The organism is Streptomyces sp. NPDC099050 (genome assembly GCF_044759865.1).
Lineage (GTDB): Bacteria > Actinomycetota > Actinomycetes > Streptomycetales > Streptomycetaceae > Streptomyces.
Window position 1 is genome coordinate 21,556 of the sequence record NZ_JBIWAE010000037.1, and the last position, 20,949, is coordinate 42,504.

General features: G+C 72.1%; 21 protein-coding genes and 1 pseudogene. 14 read left to right on the top strand and 8 right to left on the bottom strand.

From position 1 onward, the window contains the following. Positions 1–74: 74 nt before the first annotated feature. The 3 genes and pseudogenes from ACIQV3_RS37320 to ACIQV3_RS37330 form a co-directional block, all read right to left on the bottom strand. Positions 75–251, bottom strand: coding sequence for a hypothetical protein (locus ACIQV3_RS37320; protein WP_403720850.1), 177 nt, complete (start codon positions 249–251; stop codon positions 75–77). 65 nt (positions 252–316) lie between these two features. Then, a pseudogene (locus ACIQV3_RS37325) lies at positions 317–509 on the bottom strand (hypothetical protein); the annotation flags it as partial. 58 nt (positions 510–567) lie between these two features. Beyond that, a complete protein-coding gene (locus ACIQV3_RS37330; RefSeq protein WP_403720852.1) occupies positions 568–864 on the bottom strand; it encodes a winged helix-turn-helix transcriptional regulator in 297 nt (98 codons plus the stop codon). A 217-nt stretch (positions 865–1,081) separates the two neighbouring features. Between ACIQV3_RS37330 and ACIQV3_RS37335 the strand changes: the two genes are divergently transcribed. After that, entirely contained in the window at positions 1,082–1,393 is a 312-nt protein-coding gene (locus ACIQV3_RS37335; RefSeq protein ID WP_403720854.1) for an EthD family reductase, read from the top strand. A gap of 136 nt (positions 1,394–1,529) precedes the next feature. Here ACIQV3_RS37335 and ACIQV3_RS37340 read toward each other — a convergent pair whose 3' ends face one another. Beyond that, the gene (locus ACIQV3_RS37340) at positions 1,530–3,407 is read right to left on the bottom strand and encodes an APC family permease (RefSeq protein ID WP_403720856.1); all 1,878 of its coding nucleotides are present in this window, start codon (positions 3,405–3,407) and stop codon (positions 1,530–1,532) included. 566 nt (positions 3,408–3,973) lie between these two features. Next, entirely contained in the window at positions 3,974–4,921 is a 948-nt protein-coding gene (locus ACIQV3_RS37345; RefSeq protein WP_403720859.1) for a tellurite resistance/C4-dicarboxylate transporter family protein, read from the bottom strand. A 339-nt stretch (positions 4,922–5,260) separates the two neighbouring features. Between ACIQV3_RS37345 and ACIQV3_RS37350 the strand changes: the two genes are divergently transcribed. From ACIQV3_RS37350 to ACIQV3_RS37400, 11 genes are all read left to right on the top strand, one after another. Further along, positions 5,261–6,217 carry an urea transporter gene (locus tag ACIQV3_RS37350; protein ID WP_403720862.1) on the top strand — a complete coding sequence of 319 codons (957 nt, stop codon included), beginning with the start codon at positions 5,261–5,263 and terminating at the stop codon, positions 6,215–6,217. 80 nt (positions 6,218–6,297) lie between these two features. Beyond that, positions 6,298–6,603, top strand: coding sequence for an urease subunit gamma (locus ACIQV3_RS37355; protein ID WP_243332378.1), 306 nt, complete (start codon positions 6,298–6,300; stop codon positions 6,601–6,603). Between the two features lie 3 nt (positions 6,604–6,606). Beyond that, positions 6,607–7,536, top strand: a complete 930-nt coding sequence (locus ACIQV3_RS37360) for a sirohydrochlorin chelatase (RefSeq protein ID WP_403720866.1) — start codon at positions 6,607–6,609, stop codon at positions 7,534–7,536. Between the two features lie 23 nt (positions 7,537–7,559). Beyond that, positions 7,560–8,120, top strand: a complete 561-nt coding sequence (locus tag ACIQV3_RS37365; RefSeq protein WP_403720867.1) for an urease subunit beta — start codon at positions 7,560–7,562, stop codon at positions 8,118–8,120. 2 nt (positions 8,121–8,122) lie between these two features. Then, on the top strand, positions 8,123–9,847 hold the full coding sequence (gene ureC, locus ACIQV3_RS37370) for an urease subunit alpha (protein WP_403720869.1): 1,725 nt from the start codon (positions 8,123–8,125) through the stop codon (positions 9,845–9,847). Then, complete coding sequence (locus tag ACIQV3_RS37375; protein ID WP_403720872.1) at positions 9,844–10,569, top strand: urease accessory protein UreF; 726 nt, start codon at positions 9,844–9,846, stop codon at positions 10,567–10,569. The genes ureC and ACIQV3_RS37375 overlap by 4 nt, the downstream gene beginning before the upstream one ends. Before the next feature lie 84 nt (positions 10,570–10,653). After that, positions 10,654–11,277 (top strand): urease accessory protein UreG, encoded by a 624-nt coding sequence (ureG, locus tag ACIQV3_RS37380; RefSeq protein ID WP_403720874.1) that lies wholly within the window; start codon positions 10,654–10,656, stop codon positions 11,275–11,277. A 5-nt stretch (positions 11,278–11,282) separates the two neighbouring features. After that, positions 11,283–12,347 (top strand): urease accessory protein UreD, encoded by a 1,065-nt coding sequence (locus ACIQV3_RS37385; RefSeq protein WP_403720932.1) that lies wholly within the window; start codon positions 11,283–11,285, stop codon positions 12,345–12,347. Between the two features lie 48 nt (positions 12,348–12,395). Further along, positions 12,396–13,769, top strand: coding sequence for an ammonium transporter (locus ACIQV3_RS37390; RefSeq protein ID WP_403720876.1), 1,374 nt, complete (start codon positions 12,396–12,398; stop codon positions 13,767–13,769). Continuing rightward, positions 13,766–15,214 carry an ammonium transporter gene (locus tag ACIQV3_RS37395; RefSeq protein ID WP_403720879.1) on the top strand — a complete coding sequence of 483 codons (1,449 nt, stop codon included), beginning with the start codon at positions 13,766–13,768 and terminating at the stop codon, positions 15,212–15,214. The genes ACIQV3_RS37390 and ACIQV3_RS37395 overlap by 4 nt, the downstream gene beginning before the upstream one ends. Positions 15,215–15,301: 87 nt before the next feature. After that, on the top strand, positions 15,302–16,336 hold the full coding sequence (locus tag ACIQV3_RS37400; RefSeq protein WP_403720882.1) for an oxidoreductase: 1,035 nt from the start codon (positions 15,302–15,304) through the stop codon (positions 16,334–16,336). A gap of 12 nt (positions 16,337–16,348) precedes the next feature. Here the strand turns inward: ACIQV3_RS37400 and ACIQV3_RS37405 are convergent, their stop codons facing one another. Together ACIQV3_RS37405 and ACIQV3_RS37410 are read right to left on the bottom strand one after the other, a co-directional pair. After that, positions 16,349–16,564 (bottom strand): cation transporter, encoded by a 216-nt coding sequence (locus ACIQV3_RS37405; RefSeq protein WP_403720885.1) that lies wholly within the window; start codon positions 16,562–16,564, stop codon positions 16,349–16,351. Next, positions 16,561–17,598 carry a sulfite exporter TauE/SafE family protein gene (locus ACIQV3_RS37410; protein WP_403720887.1) on the bottom strand — a complete coding sequence of 346 codons (1,038 nt, stop codon included), beginning with the start codon at positions 17,596–17,598 and terminating at the stop codon, positions 16,561–16,563. Before ACIQV3_RS37410 ends, ACIQV3_RS37405 begins: the two co-directional genes overlap by 4 nt. Positions 17,599–17,806: 208 nt before the next feature. On the opposite strand from ACIQV3_RS37410, the gene ACIQV3_RS37415 reads away from it, so the two are divergent. Together ACIQV3_RS37415 and ACIQV3_RS37420 are read left to right on the top strand one after the other, a co-directional pair. Then, entirely contained in the window at positions 17,807–18,097 is a 291-nt protein-coding gene (locus tag ACIQV3_RS37415) for a hypothetical protein (protein WP_403720889.1), read from the top strand. A 311-nt stretch (positions 18,098–18,408) separates the two neighbouring features. Further along, entirely contained in the window at positions 18,409–18,975 is a 567-nt protein-coding gene (locus ACIQV3_RS37420; RefSeq protein WP_403720890.1) for a hypothetical protein, read from the top strand. Here ACIQV3_RS37420 and ACIQV3_RS37425 read toward each other — a convergent pair. Then, positions 18,954–20,921 carry a potassium channel family protein gene (locus ACIQV3_RS37425; RefSeq protein ID WP_403720935.1) on the bottom strand — a complete coding sequence of 656 codons (1,968 nt, stop codon included), beginning with the start codon at positions 20,919–20,921 and terminating at the stop codon, positions 18,954–18,956. The genes ACIQV3_RS37420 and ACIQV3_RS37425 overlap by 22 nt on opposite strands. Positions 20,922–20,949: the final 28 nt, after the last annotated feature.

A 20,949-nucleotide genomic window follows, 5' to 3' on the forward strand; every position in this document is an offset into this window, starting at 1 on the left:
GTCCCCCGCACGGTCGACTCCTCGTCCCCCGCACGGCAGCGACTCGACACGCTCATTCGCGCAGAACGGGGCATTCACTCGGGCCGGTAGACGAGCTCGATCACCATCGCCGCGATGAGCCCCCAGACGCCGACTCCCAAGAGCCACATCACGTCGAGGGCCGCGCCGGTGGTGACGACCACCAGGCCGCCCGCCCCGAGGGCGAGTACGGTCCGGTGGATGCCGCGGTCGGGACGCCAGTCGATGGTCACAGCAGCGGGAATCCCGCCGGATCCCCCGCGCGTCGAGGAGCCGACGGCATTCCTGTCGGCTTCTTGACGCCGGAGCTCTCCAGGGTCAGAACCCGGAATCGGCCGTGGAGCACTTCGCCGCGGACCCGCATGCCCGATTCGAAGTCCGTGACGCGCAACTCGAAGACGCGCGCAAGGAGGGAGGGAGTGCGCCATGATGCCGGCGTTGAAGCAGGCGTTGAAGCAGGCGCCGATCTTCACGCCGTCAGGGCGCTCGACATCCGTGTCCCGAGTCGGCGTCCGTCAGATCACCGCTCCACCTGGTCGGGCGGGATCTTCACGTCTCCGTGGGCGCCTGATCGGCGTGTTCTTGCTCCTGCGCCCAGGTGATCGCCCATTCGTCGAGCGGATGGAGGGCATCACGGAGTGCTGTCCCCAGTCGAGTGAGCTCGTAGCCATCGGCCGAGGGGGCGATGATCCCGCTCGATGTGAGTTCGCGGAGCCGCTGGTAGAGGACGCTGGACGACAGCCCTTCGCACCGTGCCAGCAGCGCGCGGGCGCCGAGCGGACCCGCACGCAGTTCCCAGAGAATGCGCAGCGCCCACCGACGGCCGAACAGGTCCATCGCGGCCATGAGGGGACGGCCGGTAGTCGATCCACGAACCGGTGTTCCTGGGCGCGGTGTCGGCATGACCCTCCTTGCGTTTCGTTATTCGAAACATTACCATCCACCCCAGGTGTTTCTGATTTCGAAACGAACCCGACGGGAGAGCCGATGTCGCGGACAGCCCTGCTGGACCCGCCGTACTACGACGTGGGCAGCCAGCCGACGTCTCTGGGCGGAGGCCATCATGCATAAGCTTGTCGTCCTGTACTCCGAGCCCGCCGACCCTGACCACTTCCGCGACTACTACGTGACCAACCACCTGCCCCTGGTCGTGAATTGGCCCGGCCCACTTGCGTGGCGCTACAGCTTCGACGTGGCGGCGCTCGAGGGAGAAGCCCCGTACTTCGCGGTCTTCGAAGCCGACTTCGCCAGCGCCGCGGCCATGGACGCGGCGCTGGCGTCGCCGCACGGCCGGCGGCTGGCCGCCGATGTCGCCAACTACGCCACCGGCGGGACGGTCATCATCCGCTATCCGGTGCAGGACGGCACCGGCTGAGGCAGGCCGGTACGCTCCCGGAACGCGTTAGGTCGGCCGCTCAACGCCAGGTCCGGCTAATACTCCAGCAGCAGAGGGAATTGGCACTTTCCTGACGGCGGTGCACGAGATGCGTCAGGCCGCCGTCAGGGGGGCGTCAGCGTGCGCCGTCGGTGATCCGGAAACGCAGTCGGCAGATGACGGCGTTGGTGTCGCGGCGCATGGCGTGGGCGACGACGGAGCCTCGCTGGTTCTGGAGCATTCGCTGCCACAGGTGGGCGGGTTCGGTCTCCGGGATCAGTACGGTCACCTGGGCGTCCGGGTGCGTCAGCGCGAGCTCGCGCACGTAGCCGGACAGGGGCCGGCCCAGTGACCGGGTGTCGGAGGCGAGCTCGGTCAGTTCGACTCCGGGCTTCCACAACTCCCAGTCCCGGCGCAGCGCTTCGGCTGTCTCCCGATCCTCGGGGGCCGGGTGGGTGACGGTCACGGCGTGTACTTCGTCGCCGAGGGAGCGGGCTGCGGTGAGGGCCTGGCAGGTCAGCTTCGAGAGCCCGGAGACGGGAACCACGACGAGCGACCGTGCCCGGTGCGGCGGCTGCGGGATTCGGCCGAGTTCGAGGCGTTGCCCGATCGCGGCGTAGGCACGGTTGACGCGTCCGAATCCGAGGACGATCAGCGGCAGGGCCAGGACGATCAGCCAGGCGCCCTCGGTGAACTTGGTCGCGGTGACGACGACCGCCGCGACGCCCGTCAGGAGTGCGCCGAATCCGTTGAGGGCGGCCTTGCCCGGCCAGCCCTTCGGACGCTCGCCGCGCCAGTGCAGGACCATGCCGATCTGGCAGATGGTGAAGCCGACGAACACACCGATGGCGAAGAGCGGGACGAGGGTGTTGGTGTCGCCGCCCGAGAAGACGAGCAGGACGGCCGAGACGAGGGCCAGCCAGATGACGCCGTGGCGGTGTACCTGGCGGTCGGCCTTGAGGGCGAAGAAGTGCGGCAGGTGGTTGTCGCGGGCGAGCAGGCTCATCAGCACGGGCAGGCCGCCGAAGGAGGTGTTCGCGGCGAGCGCGAGGAGCACCATGGTGGCGAACTGGACTACGTAGAAAGCCGCGTTGTGACCGAAGGAGGCGTCCGCGAGCTGAGCCAGGACGGTGACGCCTTCGACGGGCTGGAGGTGGAAGCGGCCGATGAGGATCGACAGGCCGATCAGCATCACGCCGAGGAGGGCGCCGAGGGCGACCTCGGTGCGCTGGGCCCGGCGGGCGGCCGGGGCCCGGAAGGAGGGGACCGCGTTGGCGACGGCCTCGACACCGGTCAGGGCCGAGCAGCCGGCCGCGAAGGCCTTGAGCAGCAGGAGGACGCCTACGGTCGTGGCACCCCCGCCGAGCGCGGAAGCGTGCCCGGTGGCGGAGCCGGTACTGACCGGGCCGTCGCGGAAGAGCCCGACGGTGATCATCGTGAGGATCGAGCCTACGAAGAGCGCGGTCGGTAGGAGGAAGGCCTTGGCGGAGTCGACGATCCCGCGCAGGTTCACGGCGGTGACCAGCACCAGCACGGCCAGGCAGATCCAGACCCGCTCACCGTGCAGGCCCGGGAACGCGGACGTCAGGGCGGCCACGCCGGCGGTGACCGACACCGCGACGTTCAGCACGTAGTCGAGGATCAGCGAGGCCGCGGCCACCAGGCTCGTACGCCGGCCCAGGTGCCTCTTCGCCACGGCGTACGAGCCGCCGCCGTCGGGGAAAGCGGCGATCACCTGCCGGTACGAGGCCACCAGTACGGCGAGCAGCGCAGCGATCGCCAGAGTGACGGGAAGGGTGAAACCGAGGCCGTACGCTCCGGCCGCGGCCAGCACCAGCACGATCGACTCGGGCCCGTACGCGACAGACGCCATCGCGTCGAGCGACAGCGCGGCCAGGCCCTGGAGGGCAGTCAGCTTGTGCCGGTCCCCCGCCCCGCCCGCGCCCGTATCAGGAGGCTCCTCCCGGCCCGTCCCCTGAACAGTCGCGGTCGGTTTTCCCATGTGTATGGCCATGTAGCCGTTCCCTCCGAATGAGCAAAGTCAGGACAGCGTCGGAGGCCCGCCGGACGGCCGCCAGCACTCTTGGCGCTATCCATACGGCTCCCCCGGCTCTCTTCACGCGTTCCATACGCGCAGGTGGCGGCGACGCATGAAGGCCGGCAAAGAGCGCGGCTCGGCCGCTCCCGCATCGCCTGGGGCCGGCTCATCGGCGTGGCCGGCCCCGCCCTGTTCACCCCGCCGCTGCACGAGCTCACCATCGCCGTCGACATGCCCATCGGCGAGAACACGGCCCTGAGCGTCGCCCGAGGCTTCTTTCGGCCCGCCCCCCATGCCCTCATTCCCTTTCCGGCCGTGCTCGCCGGAATTCCGGGGGTCGGAGTTTTGGCGGCAGATGTTTCCGGAGCAGCGTTTCCGGAGCAGTGCTTCCAGAGCTGTGTTTCCAGAGCCGTGTTTCCAGAGCAGCGTTCCCGCAGTGTCCTTCCGATCGGGCATTCCGGTCCGATCCCACCCCGTATCCCTCCCCCTCCCCGCCCCCGCCCCGTCGGGAACACGGCCGAATGCCGCCGCCGCCCGCCCGCTCAGTTCCGCGGACGGGTCCGCCCGCGTTCCATGAGGAGCGCCGCGAAAGTCAGCACCCACGCCCCGACCGCCACCCAGAGCAGCACCGCGCCGAGGGGCCGCAGCCACTCCACCCCCGTCGGGGCGGCCGCCGAGAGGCAGGCGGTCGCCGTCATGCCGAGCGGGAAGACGCTCGCCCAGCGCCGGACGTCGTAGCGGGGGCGCGGCCGGACCGCTTCGGCGGCGAACAGCACGGCGTACCAGGCCAGGGAGAGGCCGAGGGTCACCAGGGTGACGGTACGCAGCCCCGCGTGCACCCACCCCGTCCACAGCGGTGACGCTGTCAGCCCGGATCCGGCCAGGGCGGTGATGGAGAGCGCTCCGCCGGCCACCCAGTGGTCACCCGCGCCCGAGGCCACCTGGCGGAAGTCGAAGCGCGCGAGCGCCTCGGCGTAGAGCAGCAGCCCCAGGCAGAAGGCGGCCAGCGCGGCCCGGCCGAGCCAGGCATGGCCGGTGGGGGCGGCCAGGGTGCCCGCCAGGACGGCGAGCCCCTGGGTGGCCACGCAGACGAGGAAGACCGCACCGGGCATCCGGTAGCCCCAGTGCCGCAGTACGGCGACCAGCAGCCCCGGCCAGAGCGCGGCGGCCAGCGCCAGCAGCCCGAGGGCCACGGGCTGCCACCCGAGGAGGGAGATCCGGTTGCCGAGCACGGCCGTGGCGGCCACGGCGGTGAGGGCCGCCGGGGTGTCGGCCTCGGCGCGGAACCGCCGCCGGTCGCCCATGAGCCGGGCGGCGAAGTCGGCGGCGAGGACGAGCCACAGCGCGGCGCAGACGGCCAGCGCGGCGATCGACAGCGCGTCCCGGCCGATGAGGTGCAGCCCGGCCGAGATGATCCCGGCCGCCATGACGGCGGCGCCGGCGGCCGGCGACAGCTCGGCCCACCACCGGGCACCCGCAAGGAATCGCACCCTGCCAAGGGACACCACCACAGGCGGTCAGGCCGCTGCGGCGCGCCATCGCGTCGGCCGCGATAGCCCTTCCGGGCTCGGCCGACGACCCTCCCCCCGCCATTTGGTATCCGGTATCTGGTATCCGGTATCCGGTATTCCGATCCTATTTTCTTTGTCCGGAACGGAAATGAAGAGCACACTTACGACAACCCTGCCGCATTCTCCGGCTTGCCCCGACACGCCCACATCCAGGGGGAATTGCTCAGATTTGCCGGTACTGTCGTCGTCAACGCACCGCCGATTCAAGGGCCCTTATGGGCCCTCTCTTTTTCCACATTGGAGAATGAAATGCAGGCCTTGGCAACAGAGCCCGCACGCCAGGCTCCCGCTCAACCCGCGAGCTTCATCCAGGAAGTCCTGCGCGGCGTCGCCCAGGTCGATTTCATGCCGAGCGCGATCACGGGCATCTTCTTCCTCGCCGCCCTCGCCGCCGCCGGCTGGCAGTACGCCCTCTACGGACTCCTCGGCGCCGTCGTCGGGACCGCCACCGCCTACGCGTTCGGCATCGACCGCGAGATCGTCTCGGCCGGACTGCGGGGCTTCAACGGCACCCTGGTCTCGCTCTCGTTCGCCGTCTTCCTCGGGTGGGACCACCTGTCCACCCTGCTGCTCGCGATCGGCGGCAGTATCACCGTGGTGGTCGTCACCTCGGCGCTGGCCACCATCCTCGGCACCTGGAACATCCCCACGTTCACGGCGCCGTTCTGCATCATCGCGAGCGTCATGACCATCGCCGCACCGAGCTTCTCCCGGGTGTGGCACACCGGCCCCGATCTGGCGGCGCTGCCCGGGGCCGCCGCCGGGACCACCGCGCTGGACTGGGGCCAGCTCTGGCGGGCCTTCTTCGCCAACGTCGGCCAGATCTTCTTCATGCCGCAGTGGTACGTCGGCCTGATCTTCCTCGCCGGCATCTTCGTGGCCAGCCGGGTCGCCGGGGTGATGGCCTGCGTCGGCAGCCTCACGGCCATCTTCGTGGCCTGGGCGATGGGTTCGCCGTCCGAAGGCGTCTCGCAGGGGCTCATGGGCTACAGCAGCGTGCTCGTCGCGATGGCCCTGTGCGGCGTCTTCCTCGTGCGCTCCAACTGGAGCTTCGCGTTCGCCGTCCTCGGCGCCGCTGCCGCGACCGGACTCACGGCCGCGATGACCGCCTTCTTCGCCCCCTTCGGCGGCCACACCTTCACCTGGCCGTTCGTCCTGACCACGGTCGTCTTCGTCGCCGCCGTCCCCCAGATCCCCCGGCTGCACCGGACCTGACGCCGTCGCGGCAACACCAGCACCACATGCGCAGCACCAGCGGTACCTGAACCACCTTGAGAGCCGAAAGTGAGTGACCGATGAATCTCGCTCCCCGTGAGATGGACAAGCTCTGGATCTACGTCGTGGCCGACCTGGCCCGCAAGCGGCGGGACCGGGGCGTCAAGCTCAACTACAGCGAGGCCTGTGCCCTCATCAGCGAGGGCATCCTCGAAGGAGCCCGCGACGGCAGGACCGTCGCCGAGTGCATGGAGCTCGGCAAGCAGATCGTCTCCGCCGCCGATGTCATGAAGGGCGTACGGGAGATGCTCCCGCTGCTCCAGGTCGAGGCCGCCTTCGTGGACGGCACCAAGCTCGTCTCCTGCCACGACCCCGTCGGCGCCTGAGCGGTGAAGGCGGTCATCGCACCCGAACGGCCCGACCGTGCCACGGAATCGGCGGCCTCGGTCATCCTGGCTGGCGGTCACGAGCGCGGCGCCGCGGCAGGCGGCGTGCACCCCGGCCGGCCGCTGTCCGAAGCGGTGCGCGCGGCGCTCGCCGCCTCGCCCGAGCCGGTGTGCGTGGTCCCGATGACCCTGGGGCGCGACCCCGGGCTGATCGCCGACTGCGCGCGCGCCCTGCGCTGGCTGAGCCGGGAGGAGGGACCCGGGCGGCTCGTGCTGGCGCCTCCCTTCGCCACGGTGGACCACCTGACCGCGTGGCTGCGTACCGCCGCCCTCAAGGCGGTGCGCGAGGCACCCGACACCTCCGCCGTGCTGGTCACCGCACCCGTCGCGGGTCCCTTCGAGGACGCCGATCTGTTCCGGGTGGCCCGGCTGGTCCGCCAGTACGGGCACCACCGCTGGGTCGAGGTCGCGTTCGACGGCGGCGATCCCGACCTGGCGGAGGGCGCGGAGCGCTGCCGGCGTCTGGGCGCCGGCCACGTCGCCCTGGTCCGGGCCGCGTTCGCGCCGCCGGCCCAGCTCCCGGCCGGGGTCCTGGACACCGGTCCGCTGCTCTCCGACGCGGCGATCGCCCAGGTCGTACGGGCCCGCGCGCAGGAGGCGCTGCACCGGCTGGCCCACGGGCACGACGGTGTGGCCGAGGGGCTCGACGCCGAACACGGGCGCGGGTACGCGCACTCCCACGGCCCGGGCGACGACCACGGCCACGGCCACCACGGCCACGGCCCCGACACCCACCCGGACCCGGACCCGGACCCGGACGAGCGCCACCCGGACGAGCGCCACACTCACGCGCACCCTCACGCGCACGGCGAGAGCCACCGTCGCGCGGACGGCCGGGGTCACGGCCACCCGCACGGCCACACCCCGCACTGATCCGAAGGAAGGGAAGTACCACCATGTCTGGTGGCGCCACATACCTTTACGGCGAAGGCACCGTAGAGATCAACGCCGGCCGCCGCAAGGCCAAGGTCACCGTGTCGAACACCGGTGACCGCGCGGTCCAGGTCGGCTCGCACTACCACTTCTTCGAGGTCAACCGAGCCCTCGACTTCGACCGCAACGCCGCCTACGGCATGCACCTCGACCTCCCGGCGGGCACCGGCGTCCGCTTCGAGCCGGGCGGCACCCGCGAGGTCGAACTCACGGCGTACAGCGGCCACGGACGCCTCATCGGCTTCAGCTCGCTCACCAACGGCGGCCTCGGCTCCACCGACACCCGCGTCCGCGCGATGAACCGGGCCGTCGAGCTCGGATTCCTGGGGGCCCGGGCGGAATCGGCCCAGCAGGCCGCGGCCGCACAGGCGGCTTCGCCGGCCGTGGAGGCCCCGAGGACCGCGAAGAACCCGAAGGCCGGCGCGAAGCCGGACTCGAAGACCGAGGCGAAGCCCGCCGCCAAGGCACCCGCCGAGGCCGCGGCCGCCAAGAAGGCCAAGACCTCCAAGAAGGGCGACAAGTAGCGATGGCTGTCCTGAGCCGCAAGCAGTACACCGACCTGTTCGGGCCGACCGTCGGCGACCGCTTCCACCTGGCGGACACCAACCTGGTCATCGAGGTCGAGAAGGACCACAACGAGGGCCATTACGGCGACGAGGCCGTCTACGGCGGTGGCAAGGGCATCCGCGACGGCATGGCGCAGGACCCGCAGGCCACCAGCCTGCAGGGGGCCCTCGACCTGGTCATCACCAACGTCGTCGTCATGGACGCGATCCTCGGGGTCGTCAAGGGCGACCTCGGCATCAAGGACGGGTTCATCGCGGGCCTCGGCAAGTCCGGCAACCCGCACACCCAGTCCGGGGTCCACCCCAAGCTGGTCATCGGGCCCGGCACCGAGGTCATCTCCGGCGAGCACATGATCGCCACGGCCGGCGGCATCGACAGCCACATCCACTTCATCTCCCCGCAGCAGGCCGAGCACGGCCTGTCCAACGGCATCACCACCCTGATCGGCGGCGGCACCGGCCCCTCCGACGGCACCAACGGCACCACCTGCACCCCGGGTCCGTGGAACATCGGCCGCATGTACCAGGCGTCCGAGGACCTGCCGGTCAACGTCGGCCTGCTGGGCAAGGGCAACGGCTCGCTGCCGGAGGCCCTCATCGAGCAGGTCGAGGCGGGTGTCTGCGGCCTGAAGGTGCACGAGGACTGGGGCACCACCCCGGCCGCGCTGAGCCGGGCCCTGGACGTGGCCGACGCCTACGACGTACAGGTCGCGGTGCACACGGACACCCTGAACGAGTCCGGCTTCTTCGAGGACACCCGCTCGGCCATCGACGGGCGCACCATCCACACCTTCCACACCGAGGGTGCGGGCGGTGGCCACGCCCCCGACATCATGCGGGTGGCCGGCGAGCCCAACGTCCTTCCGTCCTCGACGAACCCGACGCTGCCGTACACGGTGAACTCGGTCGACGAGCTCCTCGACATGGTGATGGTCTGTCACCACCTGTCGCACGACATCCCGGAGGACGTCTCCTTCGCGGACTCGCGCGTGCGCGCCGAGACGATCGCCGCCGAGACCGTGCTGCACGACGAGGGGGTCATCTCGATCTTCTCCTCCGACTCCCAGGCCATGGGCCGCATCGGCGAGTCCTGGACCCGCGCCTTCCAGACCGCGCACCACTGCAAGGACCAGCGCGGCAAGCTCGACGGCGACACCGAGCGCAACGACAACTTCCGCGCCCTGCGCTACCTCGCCAAGATCACGATCAACCCGGCGGTCGCCACCGGCACCGCCGAGCACATCGGATCCCTGGAGACGGGCAAGCTCGCCGACATCGTGCTGTGGCCCATCGGCTCCTTCGCCGCCAAGCCGAAGATGGTCATCAAGGGCGGGCTGATCAACTGGGCGCTGATGGGCGACCCGAACGCCTCGCTCCCGACCCCGCAACCGGTCTACTACCGGCCGATGTTCGGCGCGTACGGCAAGGCCAAGCAGGCCACCCGGGTCTCCTTCATGTCGCAGGCCGCGATCGATCTGGGCGTTCCGCAGAAGCTGGGCCTGGACAGCAGGGTCCTGCCGGTGCGGCACTGCCGCACCGTCGGCAAGCAGCACATGGTCCGCAACGACGCCCTCCCGGTCATCACCGTCGACCCGGAGACCTACAAGGTCACCCTCGACGGGGTTCCGGCCACCATCGAGCCGGCCCGCGAGCTGCCCCTGAACCACCTGTTCTACCTGGCATGAGCGCAGCCGATCAGGCCGTGAACCCCGCGGCCGTGACGCCGGTGCAGGCCCTGCTGGTCAGCCTCCAGCTCACCGACTCGGCCTTCCCCAGCGGCTTCTACACCCTCTCCCACGGCCTGGAGGGCTACGCCCAGGCCAAGGCCGTGACCCCGGAGGGCGTACCGGGGCTGCTGGCCGACCTGCTGCGGCATGCGGTGGGGCCGTCCGACGCCACCGCGCTGGCGCTGGCCCACCGGGCCGCGCTGGCCGGTGACTGGGAGGCACTGGCCGAGACCGACCGGCGGCTGAACGCGGCCAAGCTGAACGAGGGGCTGCGCCGCGCCGCCACCCGTACCGGCCGCCAGCTGCTGGACATGGCCCGCGAGTGCGTCGGCGGGGAGCCGTTGGAGCGGTACGCGGAGCTCGTGGCCGCCAAGCGGGCCCCCGGCTCGCAGGCCGTGGCCGCCGGGGTCGCGTACGCGGCCGCCGGCGTCCCGGCCCAACAGGCCGTCGTCAGCGATCTGTTCGCCTACGCGGCCAGCTTCACCGGGGCCGCGCTGCGGCTGCGCCTCACGGACCACCGCAAGGCGCAGGTGGTGCTGCGCGGGATCGCGCCCGTCATCGAGGAGGTGGCGGGGGCGGCCCTGCGCCGCGAACTCGCCGACCTCGGCGGGTGCGTTCCGATGGCCGATGTGATGTCGGGCCGTCACGAGCGGGCAGAGGCACGCCTGTTCGCGACGTAACGACCGGCCCTCCTCCTCCCCTCCTCCTCACTCCTTCCCCCGCCCGTTTATCAAGCTGTCTCCTACTTGAGGTGTGTGATTCTGATGACCGAGGACAACGTCCTGCGCGTCGGCGTCGGCGGCCCCGTCGGCTCCGGCAAGACGGCACTGATCGAGGCTCTGGTGCCCGTGCTCATCGCGCGCGGCCACCGGCCGGCCGTGATCACGAACGACATCTACACCCAGGAGGACGCCCGCCAGGTCCGCCGCACCCTGGCCGGGGTGCTCGACCCCGAGCGCGTCGTGGGCGTGGAGACCGGCGCCTGCCCGCACACCGCCGTGCGCGACGACCCGACGATGAACCTGGCCGCGGGCGCGGAGATGCTGGAGCGGTTCCCCGATGTCGACACCCTGCTCTACGAGTCGGGCGGCGACAACCTCACCCTCACGTTCAGCCCGGTCCTGGTCGACCTGTTCCTCTTCGTCCTGGACACCGCCGAGGGCGAGAAGATGCCCCGCAAGCGCGGTCCGGGCATCACCGAGTCCGACATGCTCGTGATCAACAAGATCGACATCGCCCAGTACGTCCGCTGCGACATCGGCGTCATGGAGTCCGACGCGCACCGCGTGCGCGAGGGCCGCCCCGTGGTCCTGACCAACTGCCTGACCGGGCAGGGCCTGGAGGACGTGGCCAACTTCATCGAGTCCTTCCGCCGAGTACCGGCGTGAGCGTCGTGGCGGAACCGGCGGCGACCCCGGCGGCGACCCCGGCGGCGGACCCGGCGGCGCCCCACACTCCGCCCCGCGCCCTCCTGCCGCCGGCGCGCCTGGAGGCCGCGCACTACGAACCGCCGCGCGTCCCCCTGGAGGTTCTGCGGCACTCCTCGGTGCCCGACACCCTCGGTGTCGGGCGCCCCGGCAAGGTCGGCCTGCTGGAGCTGGCCTTCGAGCGGGTCGGCGGGCGCACCGAGCTGGTGCGGCACTACCAGAAGTCCCCGCTCCAGATCATGCGGCCGCTCTACTTCGACCCGTACCGCCCGGACCTGCCCATCACCTTCCTGATGTCCACGGGCGGCGGGGTCATCCAGGCCGACCGGCTGCGCACCGACCTGTCCTTCGGCCCCGGTACTTCTGCGCACGTCACCACCCAGGCGGCGACCAAGGTCTACCGGATGGAACACGACTACGCCGTCGCCCAGACCCTGCTGACCGCCGGCCCGGACGCGTACGTCGAATACCTGCCGGACCCGGTCATCCCGTACGTCGACTCGCGCTTCTACCAGCGCACGGTGATCACCGCCGACCCCACGGCCACCGTCCTGGTGAGCGAGACCGTCCTGTCCGGCCGGCTCGCGCGCGGGGAGCGCAACGCCTACCAGGTCTTCGCCTCCGACTTCGAACTGCGCCGACCGGACGGTGAGTTGGTCGCACTGGACACCGTACGACTGGAGCCGGGCGGGGCCGCGGGTTCCACCGGCCGCTCCGGCTCGGGCTCGGGCTCCGGCTGCGCCTTCGGCTCCGTCGACGGGCCCGCCGTGCTGGCCGGCCGTTCGGTGATGGCCTGTTTCTTCGCGGTCAGCCCGCTCGCCCCCGCCCGCGAGCTCGCCGACCTGCTGCACGCGCCCCTGGCCGGCCGCGGGCTGTCGTACGGGGTCAGCGTGCTGCCGCAGGACTGCGGGGCCTGGGTGCGGGTGCTCGGGGAGCACACCGAGGCCGTGACCCGGGCGCTCGGGGCCGTCTGGGACGCGGTGCGGCGCAGGCTGATCGGCGTACCCGCCCCGGACCTGCGCAAGACCTGAACTCCCCACCCTCTTCCGGCTGTTCACGACCAGAGAGAGCTCCACCAGATGCCCAGTGGCTACGATACGGGTAATACCGCCTGGATGATGGCGAGCACCGCCATGGTGCTGCTGATGACCCCCGGCCTCGCCTTCTTCTACGGGGGCATGGTCCAAACCAAGCATGTGCTGGTGATGCTCAAGATGAGCTTCGCCTGCCTGTCGCTGGTGACCATCCTGTGGGTCGCGGTCGGTTACTCCCTCGCGTTCGGCAAGGACTCCGGCGGCGGCCTGATCGGCAATCTCGACTACGCCTTCTTCCGTGGCATCGGAATGGACTCCCTGCACGGATCCATCCCCACCGTGATCTTCGCCTGCTTCCAGATGTCCTTCGCGATCATCACGGTGGCCCTGATCAGCGGCTCGATCGCGGGCCGCGCCACCATGAAGGGGTGGCTGGTCTTCGTCGTCGCCTGGACCATGCTGGTCTACGTGCCCACCGCGCACTGGGTGTTCGCCCCCGACGGCTGGATCCAGAAGTCCCTGGGCGCGCTCGACTACGCCGGCGGCCTGCCGGTCGAGCTCAGCTCGGGCGCCTCGGGGCTCGCGGTGGCCATCGTGCTGCGCAAGCGCAAGGACTTCGAGCGCGAGACGATCCGCCCCCACAACCTGCCCCTGGTCGTCATCGGTCTGGCACTGCTGTGGTTCGGCTGGTTCGGTTTCAACGCGGGCTCCGCGCTCCAGGTCGAGGGCAGCGCACCGACCACCTTCCTCAACACGCAACTGGCCGCCGCGGGCGCGATGATCGGCTGGCCGATCATCGAGAAGTGGCGCCTGGGGCACGTGGAGATGCTGGGCGTGGCCTCGGCCGCGGTCGCCGGCATGGTGGCCATCACCCCGGCCTGCGGCGAGGTCTCCCCGCTCGGCGCGCTGATCATCGGCTTCACCGCCGGTGTGGTCTGCTGCTTCGCCATCAACATGAAGTTCAAGATCGGTGTCGACGACACCCTGGACGTGGTCGGCGTGCACGGCTGGGGCGGCATCGTCGGCGTCCTCTCCATCGGCTTCTTCGCGACGGCCGCGATGAGCGGGAAGAAGGGCCTCTTCTACGGGGGCGGCCTGGACCAGCTCTGGCGTCAGGCCGTCGGCGTCCTGGCGGTGGGGTCCTTCGCCTTCGCGATGACCTGGCTCATCGCCAAGGCCATCGACAAGGCCGTCGGCTTCCGCGCCTCGGAGGAGTACGAGAACGTACCCGGCCGGGAGGAGGAGGTCGCCTACGACAACGCGACCCTGGACGAGATCCGCGACCGGATCGGCGGAGCCGCGACCTCTCCGCGCGAGCCCGCCGCGGTGGGAGCTTCCAAAGACGGGGCGGAGCAGCGGGACGCCGCGCTGCTCGCCGAAATCGTATCCGTACTGGACCGACGAGAGCGTGACAAGTGACCGCGCACACGATTGCCGCGACCGTCTCCACGGTCTCCGCCGCACCCGCCGTCGCCGACTCCGGCAACGCGTCCTGGCTGATGATGGCCACGGCCCTGGTGCTGCTGATGGCTCCCGGAGTGGCCTTCTTCTACGGCGGCATGGTCCGCACCGGCCAGATCGTCGCCATGCTCAAGATGATCTTCTTCTGCATGGTGATCGTCACGGTCCTCTGGTTCGCGATCGGTTACTCCCTGGCCTTCGGCCCCGACGCCGGCGGGCTCGGGGTCATCGGAACGCTCGACCACGCCTTCCTGCGCGGGATCGACGCCGATTCGCTGACCGGCTCGGTGCCCACGGTCACCTTCGTGGTGTTCCACCTGTCCTTCGCGGTGGTCACCGTGGCACTGATCGCCGGTTCCATCGCGGGCCGCGCGAAGATGGGCGGCTGGATCGCCTTCGTCATCGCGTGGACCCTGCTGGTCTACATCCCCATGGCCCACTGGGTGTTCGATCCGGATGGCTGGGTCGCCAAGCAGCTCCGCGCCGTCGACTTCTCCGGCGGCACCGTCGTGGAGATCGGATCGGGGGCCGCCGGACTCGCCCTCGCCATCGTCGCCGGCAAGCGGGCCGACTTCGACCGCCAGGGCATCCGGCCGCACAACCTGCCGCTCGTGGTCATCGGGCTCTCGCTCATGTGGTTCGGCTGGTTCGGCTTCAACACCGGTTCCTCCCTGGAAACCCCGGGCGGCGCGGCGATGGCCTTCCTCAACAGCCAGCTCGCGGCGGGCGCCGCGATGGCCGGCTGGGCGGTGACCAGTTGGTGGCGCACCCGGCAGGTCGGCCTGCTCGACATGTGCATGGGCGCCGTCACCGGACTGGTCGCCATGACCCCGCTGGCCGGCGGGGTGAGTCCGGTCTGGGCCACCGTCATCGGCTTCCTCGCCGGGCTGACCTGCGCGTTCGCGATCAGCTGGAAGTACCGGCTGGGCGTGGACGACACCCTGGACGTGGTGGGCATCCACGGCTGGGGCGGCATCGTCGGCATGGTCATGGCCGGCCTCTGCGCGACCGGCACCCTGACCGGCCACAAGGGCCTGTTCTACGGCGGCTCCTGGGACCTGCTGAGCAGGCAGCTCACCGCCACGGTGGTGCTCGGCCTGTTCTCGTTCGTGATGACCGCACTGATCGGCAAGGCCATCGAGGTCACCATCGGGCTGCGCCAGCCCGGCGGAATGGTGGAGAAGGAGCAGGCCTACGCCGACGCCCTCTCCGACAACCTGGAGCAGCTGTCGACCGGCGACTCCCGCGCCGAGGCAGTCGGTGAGGAGCCGGAGAGCGCCTCCGCCCTGGTCGCCCGGCTGCGCGAGGTCCTGCTCACCGCCCCGCAGGGCGGCGGCGACCGGCCGGACGGCGGCGACCGGCCGGGCGGCGGCGACCGGCCGGGCGGCGGCCACCGCGGCTGAGAACGGCCGTACGGAGGGCCCCGGCCCCCGCTCCGCTGTCGGCGAACCGGCCTCGGCAAACGGCGCGGGCGGTGCTTGGCTGGCGCCATGGAGATCCTCATTCTGGGCGGAACGGCATGGCTGGGCCGGGAGTTGTCCCTGCAGGCGATCGAGCGCGGTCACCGGGTGACCTGCCTGGCACGCGGCGAGAGCGGCCCCGTCGCGGACGGGGCGAGGCTCGTGGTGGCCGACCGGCGCGCCCCTTCGGCGTACGAACCCCTCCTGGACCGCGCGTGGGACGCGGTCGTCGAGGTGTCCTGGCAGCCCGGTTTCGTACGCGGGGCGCTGGCCGCGCTCGCGGACCGGGCGGGGCACTGGACCTACGTCTCCTCCGTCAGCGCCTACGCCTCCCACGGGGTCCCGGACGCCGACGAGTCCGCGGCCCTGCTGACCCCGATCGAAACGAGCGAGGCCGACCGCCCGGTGTACGGCGAGGCCAAGGTCGCCTGCGAACTGGCCTCCGCGGCCGCCGTCGGCGACCGGCTGCTGATCGCCCGCGCCGGCCTGATCGGCGGCCCCGGCGATCACAGTGACCGCTCCGGCTACTGGGCGGCCCGCGCGGCCGCCGATCCGGTGGGGCCGATGCTGGTCCCCGACGAACCGGACCTCGCCACCCAGGCCGTCGACGTACGGGACCTCACCGGCTGGCTCCTCGACTGCGCGGCGAAGGGAACCACCGGCACCTACGACGCGGTCGGCCCTGTGGTTCCCTTCGCGCGGTGGATCGAACTGTCCCGCGCGGCCGGAGGCCACACCGGTCCGGTGGTCCGCGCCGGCTCCGAGTGGCTGCTCGCCCACGGCGTGGCCGAGTACATGGGCCCCGGCTCGCTGCCGATGTGGGTGATCGAGAAGGGCTGGGAAAGCTGGGCGGCACGCAGCGGGGCGGCGGCGCGCGCGGCGGGCCTGCGCCACCGCCCGCGCGCCGAACTGCTGGCCGACACGCTGCGCTGGGAGCGCGCCCAGGGCCTGGACCGGACCAGGCGCGCCGGCCTCGGCCCCGGCCGCGAACGCGAACTGCTCGACGCGCTCGCGGCCGGGGCAGGGGCAGGCGTAGGGGCAGGGGCAGGGGCCGATGCCGGCTGAGGCCCGTTCGGGCTACCGTGCTCGTTCCGCCCGGTAGCCCGCGGAGGCGATGGCCGCGATGACGGCGGCCGGGTCGAGGGGCCGGTCCGCGTCGACGACGGTGCGGCCCCTGCGGACGCTGGTCGCGCTGGCGACCACTCCCGCCAGCTCCTCCACCTCGTCGTCGATCAGCAGGCCGCAGCTGTCGCAGTGCATGCCGGTCACGGTGAACTCCATGCGTTCCTTCACGAGGTGGCCTCCTGGCTCTCGAAGGTGATCCGGCCGCCGTACATGCCCATGCCGCAGCTGTACTCCAGCGTCCCCGGCTGCCGGGCCCCCAGGTCGATGCCGGTGGTCCCGGTCGTGGGGAGGATCTTCTGGATGCCGAGGTCCGGGATGACGAAGGCGCGGACGCAACCGCCCGTCCCCTGCGTGGCGACGACCAGGGTGGTGGGGACACCGGCCTTCGCCGTGACGTCGGCCGGGGCGTAGGCGTTCGTACGGGCCCGGACGGTCACGGTCTGGGTGCCGTCCGGGTGGAGCACCACCGTCTCGGGCGCCACCTCGGCGGCGACCGCCGCCGGGGCCGCGGCGGGCCACCAGCCGCCGAGCCGCAGCCCGCTGCCGAGGGTCCACACCGCGACGAGCAGCACGACGACGGCGGTCGCCAGGGTAAGCCTCCCCTGCCACAGCCGGGCCGCGGAGCGCAGGAAGAAGCCGAGGACGGCGAAGAGCGGGCCGGTCCCCAGGACGAAGCCGGCCATGACGGCCGCGCCCGCGAGCGGGCCGCCGGAGGTGACGGCGAGGAGCTCGACGCTCAGGGTCACCCCGCAGGGGATCAGCACGGTCAGGAAGCCGAGTACGGCCGGGGTGGTGACGGCCGTACTCCGGGCCGAGCGGCGGACCCGCCGGCCCCAGGAGGCGGGCGTGCGCGGCACGAAGCGGCGTACCCCGCGCACCCCGAACATGTCGAGGGCGAACAGGAGCATCAGTACGCCCGCACACAGCATCAGCACGGCCCGGGTGCGCGGACCGGGCTGGACCGCGGCTCCGATCAGGCCGAGGGCGGCGCCGAGGAGCGTGTGGGACAGGAGCTTGGCGCCGAGGAAGGCCCCGACGGGGGCGAAGAGGCCGCTGCGCCGCCACCTCTCCTGGGACCACTCCGTGGACCGGCGGCCGACGGCCCCGGCGAGCAGACCTCCCTGGACGGCGGCGCAGGAGGCGCCGCCGGCGAACAGACCGGTGGAGACACCGGTGACGAACAACGCGGTGGACGAAGCCATGGGGAACGGACTCCCTGTACATCGAGTGCGGCAGTGGATCAGGACACGGCGAAGCACTCCGGTCGCCCGGTGTGCGGGCGGGTACGGGTGCGGGACCGGTCAGGTCCGGCTGACGCAGAGGGAGTCGAGATCGGGTGCTCTCGGGCGGGAGCGTTCCGGGCACGGCGCGGGGCCCGTGTGGCCGTGAGCCACGGACGTCGTCCCCCATATGGCGGAACCGGCGAGATCTCCCGCGGGACCGGCCGGCACGGTGGGCGCGTACGCCGAGGCCAGCGGGCAGTCCCGCCCCAAGGCGGAACAGCCCCAGTCGGTACCCGCGCCCGTGGCCCTGCCCGAGGCGCGCTCCGGGCCCCTGTCCCGCGCGGGCGTCCCGGCGATCGCGGGAGGCCCGGCCGTGGCAGACGTGGCGGACGGGTCCGCCATCGCAGACATCCCCGCCGGCGCAGGCATCCCGGCCATCCCCGCCAGCGCAGGCATCCCGGCCGTGCCGGCCGTCTGAGCCGTCCCGGCCGGCCGCATGCCCGCCTCGTGCCCCGCCGAAGCGGGATGCGTGAACAGCCCGCCGCACACGAGCAGCAGCACCGCCACCACGCCCGCGGCGACGGCCGAGGCACGGCGAAGGGGGCCTATGGGCTGCATGTCCGCGATGCTACGACAGCCGCCCGGCGCCCTCCCGGACCGGGGCGGCGCAAACTCTCCGACACCCGTCGCGCAGGCCGCTGCGCCGTTACTGTGTCGCCATGGAGACCTCCACCACCGCACGGGTGAAGTCCACCGGCGTCCCCGGCGACCGGGCCTGAGGCCCCCGCCATGGACGCGCCCCTCCACGGCGCCTGGCTGCGGACCGGAATCAGCCGGGACGGCGGCCCGCTCCGGGAAACCGAGCACGTCGTGTGGGTCCAGACCGACACCCTCTACGCGGACAGCCGCGGGTTCGCCGGAACCACCTCGTACGACGGCCGCCGGGTCACCTTCCACCACCACGTGGGCGCCCCCGGCCACGACGTCGGAGTCCTGCGTCCCGAGGGCAACCGCCTGGTCGAAATGGGCACCAACCCCGACGGCAGCACCTTCCTGGAGGTGTGGTCCCCCCTGCCGTACGCCCAGGGCCCCACGGGCTGCTGGTTCGCCGCGGGCACCCAGACCGTGCGGGTGGGCAACCACGTGGTGCACGTCGACGCCACCGGGCACGGCTCGCACCACGTCCTCCTGCGCACCGACCCCGCCCCGTCCGGGCCGCCGGCGCCGGCGCCGGCGGATGAGGCTGATCAAGCCGATCGCCCCGATCAGGCGCACCGGGAGTACGAGGAGCACCAGCAGTACCGGGACCACCGGGACTACCGGAACTACCGGGCTCAGCCGGACGAGCCCGCCTGACCCCCTCCGGTGTCCGCGGCTCCGGCCGTACGGGCCTGCGCGCGGCCGAGCAGTTCCGCCAGGCCCCGCCGGGTGGCGGCCACGACCACGCGGTCCTGCGGCCGCAGGACGTAGCCCGGGCGCAGGTCCCAGACCAGGGCGGGCTTCCGGGCCTCGTCGTGGCCCGGCTGCGTCCGGAGGTCGGGGCGGCGGTTGCCCGGGGCGGCGGTGTCCAGGGCGATCACCCGCCAGGCACCGGGCCGGAAGGATTCCTCGATGGTGCGGCCCTCCAGCAGGGGGTGATCGGCCACCTCCAGGGCCGCGAACACGAGCACCCTGCGCTCCACCGGGATGGCGCCGAGCACCCGGCGGCCCATCATCGCCCCGGCGAAGGCGGGCGCGGCCAGATGGGAGACGCTGCGGCTCCGGGTGAGGGCCGCCGGGTGGGCCTCGCGCAGGGTGCGGTACACCGCGGTGGCGAACTCGTTGTCGTACAGCCGCATCACCACCCGTACGTCGGGCTTCACCGAGCGGGCGTAGAGCGCTGCCTCCAGGTTGGTGGTGTCCGAGCTGGTCACCGCCAGCAGGGCGTGGGCGCGGTGGATCCGGGCGGACTCCAGGACCCCTTCGTCGGTGACGTCGCCGACCACGACGGGCACGTGCAGGCGGCGCGCGAGGGCGATGCCGCGGGCCAGGGGGTCGGACTCCACGCACACCACGGGGATCCCCAGCTCCCTCAGCCGCGCGAGCACCCGGGTACCGACCTTGCCGAGGCCGAGCAGCACGACGTGGCCGGAGAGTCCGCGCGGCGGCCTGCGCAGAGCCGTCGCGGTGCGGAAGGCGCCCAGGGCTTCGAGGGCCGCCGCGACCAGGATGGGCAGCAGGAGCAGCCCGACGAACCCGGCCAGGATCTGCAGGAGTTGACGCTCGGTCGGCTGGTCGAGCGCGGGGTCGTTGATCGCGAAGACGTCGAGCAGGGTCAGGTAGACGGCGTGCAGCGGGGTGTCCCCCGTGACCAGGGAGGAGGCCACGGCGAGGGCGCCGACGGCTGCCGTGATCCCGGCGAGCGACCAGCGGAGCCTGCGGGAGAACAGTGAACCGACTGGCAGCGAGACCTGGTTGAGCCGTCGGCCGTCCGGCGCCGGCGTGGCGTGGGAGACCGCTTCGAGCGCGACGGTCCCCCGCCCGGTCGCGGCCGCCACGGACCGGTCGTCCGGGAGCAGTTGCGGGCCCAGGTCCCCGCCGATCTCCGATCCGTCCGCGCCGGCCGGATCGACGGAGGTGGCGGACAGCAGGGCCAGGGTGCACAGGCCCGGGTCGGCGACCTCGCCCCGGCCGGGGGGCGTGCGTTCGACCGCGCGCAGGAGCAGGCCGTCGGCCTGGACCACCTTGCTGGTGCCCGCGACGGCGGAGGCGGCCAGTGCGGGGGCGGCCGTATCGGCGTCGGAGAGCACGGTCGTGGCGGAGTCCAGCGCGCGCAGGTCGATGCCGGGTTCCGCGACGAGCGCGGCCTGATCGAGCAACTCCTCGAGGTGCTGGCCGAGTTTGCGGTTGTAGAGGCGGATGACGAGCCGCAGCCTGGGGTTCAGCCGCCGGGCCACGAGGGCGGCCCGTACGTTGGTCTCGTCGTCCTCGTAGACGAGCGCCAGCGCGGCCGCCCGGGCGACCCCGGCGGCGGCCAGGGCCTCTTCGTCGGGGGCGGGAGCCTCCAGCACCCGCAGTTCGGGTACGAGGTCCTCCCCCGCGGCGGCCCGGTCCCCGGCGGCCGTACGGATCCGCGCGGCCGGGAACCGCCCCAGCAGCGCGCGCCCGGCCCCGACCCGGGCGCGGGTCCGGTCCCGCACGGGCCCCGCTCCGGGGCGCACCTCGCGGGCGGCCGGCACGACCAGCGTCACCCGTTCCTCGTACACCTCGCGGAGCTCGGCGGCCAACCGGCGGGCGAGCCCGTCGTCCCCGCACACGACCATCAGGTCGGCGGATTCGGCTGGTTGGGGA